The following is a 6,642-nucleotide window of genomic DNA, read 5'->3' on the forward strand; positions in this document are numbered from 1 at the left end:
TTGCCCTTCACGAAATCAGGCACGGCACCTGCGGTTACGTCAGTGCTGCTGATTGCTTGCTGTTACTATATAAGCGTGATCGGTTTATCTGCGAATAAGAGGTCCCCTTATTGTGACACCAGTGCTTATTTAAGCTGATACATAGTAGCAGTCACTGCCAAACCATTCGGCACCAGCGACACCAGAGACAGCGTGCTGTTGTTCTTGACCGGGATCAGCGTGATTACCGAAGGCGGCAAATCCGAGCGAGCTATCGGGGTAAAATTTGTGCCATTGTTCTTGTAAGCGATAACGTCGTTGACTTGCGGGTTCTCCGTTTGCAGCAGCAGATCTAGCTTACCATCGCTATCCAGATCAACCACGTGAACAGCTTGCGTCCAAGCCCTGTTGTTGTTCACTGGTAAATACGCAGATGTTTTATCCGTGAAGGTCCCGTCACCGTCACCGATCAGCACCTGCAAACGACCGTTGCCGTAGTATGTGGGTGCATTTTGGGAGCTCGACAGAATCAGGTCAGCTTTACCGTCACCGTTCACGTCAGTGCTCTCGATCCCCACAATAATTGTATTGTTGGCCCCCATCACACCAACCGGCAGTGGTATTGCGGGACCTTTGAAATAACCCTTGCCGTCGTTTAGCAGCACAGCCCCAGCAGTCGCGCCTGATTGGTCGTATCCCACGACCAAGTCCGCCATGCTGTCACCATTTACGTCAACGAACTTCGCCGACGCATATTCGCCCAGAGAGGCCAGCGAAGAAGTGTCCTTGGTGAAGTGTCCGGCACCATCACCGCGCAGGATGTACGGGCCGTCGCCACCCATTACACCGACCAGCACGTCCACGTCTTGCGAGTAGCCGGTGGCAGCCGCGGCTACGCTATGCGTGAAAGCAGGGGGCAGACCGCTCACCTCAGACGAGGCATCGGTAATCTGGTGACCCGACGACAGGAACAGGTTGTTAGTCTCGTTCTGCATGTTCTTGCTGGGGTCGTCGCAACCATGATTGGCAACGAACAAGTCGTCGTGGCTGTCACCATTGAAGTCGGCCACGACCATTGCACGAGTATGCACTCCCGTGGTCGTTTGTGCCAGCAGCGCCGTGCCGTCGGTGACCGATCCGGCACTCGTAATTTCGACAGCATGCAGCGTCGTTTTGTTGCACGTAAACGTATAGCCGGGACTATAGATGACTTCCGGCCCCCCGAACACAACCAGCTTAGAGCCGTCGGCCTTGCTCATCACCGCTGTACCCAGGGCAGTACCGTTGGCGGCTACAGCCACAGTGCCAGTCAATTTCCAGGTCGGTGTGGCCGGCGCTTGTACCGGCGGTATGGGATTTTGCACTCCAGGCGTCGAGGGCGAACCACTACTTCCTCCACAGCCTGCCAGAACCAAGCATCCAAGCATACCTACTACCTTTGTTGCATTTTTCATAAATTTCTCAAGTCGGACAGCGCAAAACGATACAGAATTTGCATCGATATAATTTTTAGATCATTCTACTTAAGAAATTAACTTTCAGCAACGATGACCTATCTACATTAACTCGACCGCAACGCGTTATCACTAGGCTTAGGTCTGCGGTGACACCGCGCTGGCTAAGCTGGGATATGAACAGGCAAAACAGGATGCATACTCTTGCATCTTCATGCATAGCCAACCGTAGTACTAAAGGTAGTGCTCTTTTTGCAATTCATATTACACAAAACTATTTTCTCAATCCTCATTATTTCGGACGTTAGGCCGGAGGTTCGAATTCTCCTACCCCGACCATAGAATTCGGAAAGCTAGGCTAGGCATTAGCCGATCTACTTTTTTCACGTCCTCATGCTGGTGGTACCGGGCGCGTCTGCCGCGCCTTCGGTCGACGCAAGCCATACCAGCCACCCACCGCCGCCACCGCGCCCAGCGCCAGCGCCAGCGCGGATACCGCATCCCACACGCCGTCGCCCAGCAGCGCACTGACCAGGCCGATAACGGTCAGCACCCCAGCACGACCGACGCGGTACAGATGACTGAATGGCTGCCTCATACCGCCTCCTCCGCCGCACGCACCTCGGCCGGCTTGGCTGCCTCCGCCTTGCCACGCTTGAGCCACAGGTACAGGCTCGTGACCAGCACCACGATGGTCGCGATATCCAGTAAGGCCCACAGCAGTTTCAGCGCCTGGCCGCCGTAGTCGCCGAAGTGCAGCGGCTGCGACACGCGCAGCGCGACCATATACCACGGCAGGGCGACGCTGGCCGTCACCGCGCCGGTCTGGGCATCGACCAGCACCGGTTTTTGCAGGCGCGAGGTCAGCGGCGTGTCGCCCTGCAGATAGACGATGTAATGGTGCAGGGTCGCGAAATTGGTGCCGGGGAAGGCCACGTAGCGCACCAGCATGCCGGGCTCGGTCTCCTGCACCAGGTCGATCACCTTCTGCATCGAGCCCAGCTGCGTCACCGGCGGCAGGCCGGCGTACGGCGCCGTCATCTCGGCCAACTCGGTCTTTTGCCAGACCTTGAGCAGCAGGTCGGCCCAGGTATTGATCACGCCGGTCGAGCCTACCACCAACAGCCACACCAGCGTCACGATGCCGAGCAGGTTGTGCAGGTCGAGCCAGCGCACATGGCGGCTGCGCTCGTGGCGCACCGTGCCGAAGGCCAGCTTGCGCGTGAACGGGGCGTACAGCACCACGCCGGATACCACCGCCACCAGCAGCAGCAAAACCTATGAAACCGAGGAACAGCTTGCCCCACAGGCCGGCATACAGGTCGACGTGCAGGTGGAACATCAGCGACATGAAGGGACCGCCCTCGAGCGGCGGCTCGGGCAGCAGTTCGGCGGTACGCGCGTCGACCAGCAAGGGCTTGTAGTTCTTGTCGAGCGGCGTGTCGCCCAGCGTTATCGCCCACATGCCCGGCTCGTCCTTGTCCTGCGACAGGTACATCATGACCTTGCCCGGATAGGCGGCCATGCCGCTGGCGATCACGCGGTCGATGTCAGGACCAGCAGGCGCGCAGTGTCGCCGACGTGGTGCAGAACGATCCGTCAGTGCGCGTGGCGCGCGGCTTCGGCAATTTCCAGGAGTCGTATGTGATCCGCGGCTTCACCGTCAATTCGGACGACCTGGCCTATAACGGTTTATACGGTTTGCTGCCGCGCCAGTTCGTCGCGGCCGAACTGCTCGAACGGGTGGAAGTCTTCCGCGGCGCCAACGCCTTCATCAATGGCGCGGCGCCGGGCGGCGGCGGTATCGGCGGTGCCATCAATCTGCTGCCGAAGCGCGCTGGCAATACCGCGCTGACGCAGATCACCGCCGGCGTCGAATCGGGCGGCCAGACCTATGTCGCGGCCGATATGTCGCGCCACTTCGGCGAAGGCGAGCGCCTCGGCTTGCGCGTGAATGCCGCGCACCGTGATGGCGACACCGAGGTCGATCGCGAATCGCGCGAGCTGGGCGTTCTGGCGATCGGCATGGACTACCGCGGCGACAGTTATCGCCTGTCGGCCGATGCCGGCTACCAGAACCACAAGCTGTTCAATCCGCGTCCGGCCGTCACCCTGCTCGCCGCGGTGACGATGATCGCGCCGCCTTCGTCGACCAGCAATTTCGCCTAGCCGTAGACCGTGTCCAGCGAGCGCGATACCTTCGGCACCCTGCGCGCCGAAGTCGACCTGGCGCAAGACGCCGTGGCCTGGGCCGCTTTCGGCGCGTAGCGGCGACGAGTTCAACGCGCTGGCGTCGCCGCGGGTCAGCAATGCGAACGGCACCACCAGCATGCCGCGCTTCGACAACGTGCGCCACGACACGGTGCGCACCGGCGAGATCGGCGCGCGCGCCCTGCTGCGCACCGGCGACATCAAGCACACCCTGAGCGCGACCGCCTCGGCGTTCTCGCTCGACTCGTGCAACGCGTATGCCACCGGCAGCGCGCTGGCCACCAATTTCTATCGTCCAGTCGGCTATCCATCGGTGATTCCGTCGCCCGGCATCGGCGGCGACATGGGCAACCCACGCCTCACCGCGACCACCGACCTAGCCAGCTACGCGGTTGCCGACACGCTGGTGGTACAGGACGACAGCGTGCTGCTGACCGTCGGCCTGCGCCACCAGCGCATCCGTACGGGCGGCTTTAGCAACACCACCGGCGTACGCACCGCGGCCTACGACGAGACCGCCAACACGCCGGTGCTCGACCTGGTCTACAAGCCGGTCAAAGGGGTATCGCTGTGCACCAACTATATCGAGGCGCTGCAGGCCGGTCCGGTGGCATCAGGTACCGATATCGACAACGTGGGCGAAGTGTTCGCACCCTATACGTCCGAACAGAAAGAGATCGGCATCAAATACGACGCCGGCCGGATCGGCATGAGCGCGGCACTGTTCACCACCGCGCAGCCATCGGCCTACGTCGTCAACCGCCGCTTCGACGTCTACGGCGAGCAGCGCAACCGCGGCCTGAAACTGTCGGTGTTCGGTACGCCAATACGCGGCGTGCGCCTGCTGGGCAGCCTGACGCTGATCGATGCCGAGCAGAAGACCACCGCCGGCGGCATCAATCAAGGCAAGGGTGCGATCGGCGTGCCGAAGACCCAGCTCAACCTGGGCGGCGAGTGGGACGTGCCGAACGTTGCCGGCCTGAGCCTCAACGCACGCGCGCTGTACACCGCCAGCCAGTTCTCCGACGGCGCCAATACCAAGGAACTGCCGTCCTGGACCCGCCTCGACCTGGGCGCCAACTACGCGCTGCGCATCCTGGACCGTGCGGTCACGCTACGCGCCCGCGTCGACAATGTGGCCGACAAGAACTACTGGGCTTCGGCCGGCGGCTATCCGGGCAGCGGCTACCTGGTGATCGGTGCGCCGCGCACGTTTACCCTCTCGGGCACGATCGATTTTTGACCTGACGTCATGGTCCAAAGCAGAACAGCCGGCAATGCGGCTGTTTTTTTTCTGCGGTTATTCAAGGCCGTGCGGCCGAGCGGATGAACGTTCTCCCGCCCGGCCTGGCCTTCCGATCGCTTACGGCGCGACGCCGACGGTGTGGTTCAGGTTGTTGAAGCCGGTCGACGCTTCCCAGGTGCCGGTGTTGGCCATCTGGATCGCGTATTCCGGACGGTCGTGCAGCGAAGCTGCCGGATCGGCCAGGTGCAGCATCACAGCGTACGAACCGCGCGGCATGTTGGCCGGCAGGGTGACGGTTTCGTTGATGTTCACCGTCTGGTTCGCCAGCCAGCGGCGTGGATCGGCGGCCAGCTTGACGCGGTACAGGGCGCCGCTCGAGGTGTTGCGGAACACCACTTCCACGTTGCGGCTGTTGAACGGCGCTGCCCAGCCCTGGTTCTGCACCTGCAGGTTGAAGGCGAAGGTGCCGCCCGGCTTGGCGCTGCCCGAGTACGAACCGTTACGCATCACCAGGCGGTAGCCCAGCTTCTGGTCGACCTGGGTGAAGCAACCCTGCGAACGCCACTTGTCCAGTACCGCGGTGTTGTAGTCCAGGTTCAGGTAGGACCAATGGAAGCGGGTCATCTCGCTCACCGCGGTCGGGCAATCGCTGCGCGGCGGCGCATAGGCGCAGGTCTCGCCGCCCGAGGCCACGTAGTTGGTCTCGGCCTGCAGGTACGGGAACTCGACCGACGGGTTGATGTAGGTGCCGTAGTCCGACGAGTTCGACAGGAAGCAGTCGTTGTGGTGGCCCAGGCGTGCCTTGGCGGTGCCGGTGAAGGCTTCGCTGGCGGTCAGCGCGGTCGGGCTGTACAGCTTGGTCTTGAACAGCGGCATGCGCAGCTGGACCTGGCGTTCGGCCGGCACCACTTGCAGCAGCTTGTCGACCACCGATTTACGGTCGGCGATGTTCTTGGCCGTCATGTTGTAGCTGTCGCCGTAGTTATTGGTGTTGCCCCACTCGCCCCAGCTGCCGATCAGGCCAGCCTGCACGATCGAGATCACGTCCTTGTTATTGGCAAGGTAGGGAGCCAGCTGGGTCAGGTGGGTGTTGACCATGGCCGGGGTCGCGTCGACCGGCGAGTTGTTGTCGTTGTAGGCGAAGCGCACGATCGCTTTCAGGCCGGCCTTGCGCACCGTGTCCATCTGCTGCTGGAACAGGTTCAGGGTCGACTGGTTGATCGGCTGGTTCACGAAGTTACGCAGGTAGAACACGCACAGCATCATCGATTCGCCGCCCGAGGTGCGGAAGCTCGTCAATTGCGACTGGCTGAGCGGGGTTTCGCAACCGACGTGGCGATAGAAGCCGCGTTCCGGGTTGGCGATGACGGCGCTGCTGGCGTTGTAGCTGACCGGGACGGTGGCGCCGGGAGCCGGCGTCGGGGTCGGAGTCGGAGTCGGAGTTGGCGTCGGCGTCGGGGTTGGCGTCGGGGTTGGCGTCGGGGTCGGGGTCGGCTGACCGTACGTCAGGCGGACGACCGGCGACATGACTTGCGGCGGATCGGTTTGCGCCACCACATCGATACCGGCGGTGTTACCGAGATCGGCACGCAACACGCTGACCGAGGCCACGTTACCGGACTTGGAGTTGGGTACGGTCTTGACGAAGGTCCAGCCCCACGCGCCGTTGTTGCCGGTGTACTGGTACAGGTTGCCGTTTTCGATCAGGTAGCCGGCACCGATGCCGTTGACCGGATAACCGCTGCTTGCGAC

Annotated in this window: 6 protein-coding genes; 2 read left to right on the top strand and 4 right to left on the bottom strand. The window is 62.0% G+C overall.

What is annotated here, in order from left to right; translation table 11 throughout:
• Nucleotides 1–125: 125 nt before the first annotated feature.
• The 3 genes from RTQ83_RS18820 to RTQ83_RS18830 form a co-directional block, all read right to left on the bottom strand.
• Nucleotides 126–1,238, bottom strand: a complete 1,113-nt coding sequence (locus RTQ83_RS18820; protein WP_312517811.1) for a VCBS repeat-containing protein — start codon at nucleotides 1,236–1,238, stop codon at nucleotides 126–128.
• 586 nt (nucleotides 1,239–1,824) lie between these two features.
• The gene (locus tag RTQ83_RS18825) at nucleotides 1,825–2,031 is read right to left on the bottom strand and encodes a hypothetical protein (RefSeq protein ID WP_312517813.1); all 207 of its coding nucleotides are present in this window, start codon (nucleotides 2,029–2,031) and stop codon (nucleotides 1,825–1,827) included.
• The gene (locus tag RTQ83_RS18830; protein ID WP_312517815.1) at nucleotides 2,028–2,708 is read right to left on the bottom strand and encodes a PepSY-associated TM helix domain-containing protein; all 681 of its coding nucleotides are present in this window, start codon (nucleotides 2,706–2,708) and stop codon (nucleotides 2,028–2,030) included. Before RTQ83_RS18830 ends, RTQ83_RS18825 begins: the two co-directional genes overlap by 4 nt.
• Before the next feature lie 309 nt (nucleotides 2,709–3,017).
• Here RTQ83_RS18830 and RTQ83_RS18835 point away from each other — a divergent pair, with 309 nt between their 5' ends.
• A complete protein-coding gene (locus RTQ83_RS18835; protein ID WP_312517817.1) occupies nucleotides 3,018–3,602 on the top strand; it encodes a TonB-dependent receptor plug domain-containing protein in 585 nt (194 codons plus the stop codon).
• Nucleotides 3,603–3,720: 118 nt separating this feature from the next.
• Entirely contained in the window at nucleotides 3,721–4,887 is a 1,167-nt protein-coding gene (locus tag RTQ83_RS18840; protein WP_312517823.1) for a TonB-dependent receptor domain-containing protein, read from the top strand.
• Nucleotides 4,888–5,007: 120 nt separating this feature from the next.
• On the opposite strand, the gene RTQ83_RS18845 is transcribed toward RTQ83_RS18840, so the two are convergent.
• Nucleotides 5,008–6,642 (bottom strand): DUF4832 domain-containing protein (locus tag RTQ83_RS18845; RefSeq protein WP_312517820.1); only part of this gene is annotated, 1,635 nt, incomplete at its 5' end.

It is taken from the genome of Massilia sp., assembly GCF_031995545.1.
Taxonomy (GTDB): domain Bacteria; phylum Pseudomonadota; class Gammaproteobacteria; order Burkholderiales; family Burkholderiaceae_D; genus Telluria.

Coding starts and splice junctions, on each gene's coding strand:
- RTQ83_RS18825 (WP_312517813.1), bottom strand. CDS start 2,031: ATGAGGCAGCCATTCAGTCATCTGTACCGCGTCGGTCGTGCTGGGGTG.
- RTQ83_RS18820 (WP_312517811.1), bottom strand. CDS start 1,238: ATGAGCAAGGCCGACGGCTCTAAGCTGGTTGTGTTCGGGGGGCCGGAA.